This window comes from Shewanella sp. CAL98-MNA-CIBAN-0140 (assembly GCF_040309905.1).
Taxonomy (GTDB): Bacteria; Pseudomonadota; Gammaproteobacteria; order Enterobacterales; family Shewanellaceae; genus Shewanella; species Shewanella psychromarinicola.
The window spans coordinates 1-1,346 of sequence record NZ_JBEOPI010000086.1; the positions used below are offsets into that span (position 1 = coordinate 1).

Sequence of the window (1,346 nt, forward strand, 5' to 3'; positions counted from 1 at the left end):
TAACCTCATATATGGTCTCCTCCCGTATTGCAAGGTATAACTCATCGATAACAGGGACAGGATTGCTGTCATATATACGGTCTTTTAATGAAGCTATTGGCTTCTGACCTCGATGTATTACGCGCATATCGTCCTTATCAGCTCGTCGGGCTTTTCGCTCTTTGAGGTTATCAGGTTTTCAATATGCAGGTTTTACCTGTTATGTCATCGTTTTGCTCTACCCACGCAATTCTTTGAAGAGCGGTTTACTTATTCTGCTGAATAATCTTCTCCTGAGACGGTAATAGCCCAAGCCATTCTCGCCATTTTGTTGGCATAAGCAACGCAGGCTCGGTTATGCCCCCGAGTTTGAACAAGCCGGTTTATCCATTGACTTAATTTATCCTTTTTCGTTCCAGCTCTTGATACCACAGCCTTTGCTCCTTGGATTAACAGACACCGTAAGTAACTATTCCCTCGCTTACTTATGCCTAGCAACGTCTCTTTACCCCCACTACTGTGCTGGCGGGGAACGATACCTAAGGAAGCAGAAACATCCCTGCCTCGTCGATAGTGACTGCCATTACCCACTTCATTAAAATAAGCACTCGATACCATAGGGCCAAATCCTGGTATGGTTTGAACTCGCTGACAAATATCATTGCGCTTTACTGCTTCAACAATCAATTGGCTATAGGCTTCGATACACGTATCTAATGCAGTTAATTGGCTTTGTAGCTGCCTAAGTATGGCTTTAAACGCCCCTGATAATGGCGAGGCCTCATCATCTAGCATGAGAGGGATACTTTTACGTATATTGTTTACACCTTGGGTTAACGCAATACCGTATTCAGCGATTAATCCTCTTATTTGGTTGCATAATGCCGTTCTTTGCCTAACCGCCAACTCGCGTGCTTTATGCTGTGCTTGATTATCTTGTTGCTCTATCGACTTTATTCCCACACTTTTAATATGTGGCTGGTTAGCCGCGACAGCAATGGCTAAGGCGTCGTTATAGTCATTTTTGTTGCCAATTAAAAAGGCTTTTACATGTTGAGGTGGAATAAGTTTTACCTGGTGCCCACACTGTTGTATTTCTCTTGCCCAATAATGAGACGTTGCACAGGCTTCTAAAGCAACTAAACAGGATGGGTGTGTTTGAAAGAAAGCTAATACTTGCGCTCTTGTTAACATTTTCTTGTTAATTAACCGACCCTGCTTATTACAGCAAACAACATGAAAAAATCTTTTTGCAATATCAAGCCCTATTGTTGTAATCTTCATTTTGGTCTCCTCCCATTTTGATTGTGTGTAACAACTTCAATCATGGCACATCGATGCCGTATTGGGAGGAGACCATCACATCA

The 1,346-nt window shown here is 42.5% G+C and carries 1 protein-coding gene; it reads right to left on the reverse strand.

The window, feature by feature from the left end; all coding sequences use genetic code 11:
* Positions 1-249: 249 nt before the first annotated feature.
* Entirely contained in the window at positions 250-1,263 is a 1,014-nt protein-coding gene (locus AAEY93_RS20240) for an IS110 family RNA-guided transposase (protein WP_124693490.1), read from the reverse strand.
* Between the last annotated feature and the right edge of the window lie 83 nt (positions 1,264-1,346).

Coding starts and splice junctions, on each gene's coding strand:
- AAEY93_RS20240 (WP_124693490.1), bottom strand. CDS start 1,263: ATGAAGATTACAACAATAGGGCTTGATATTGCAAAAAGATTTTTTCAT.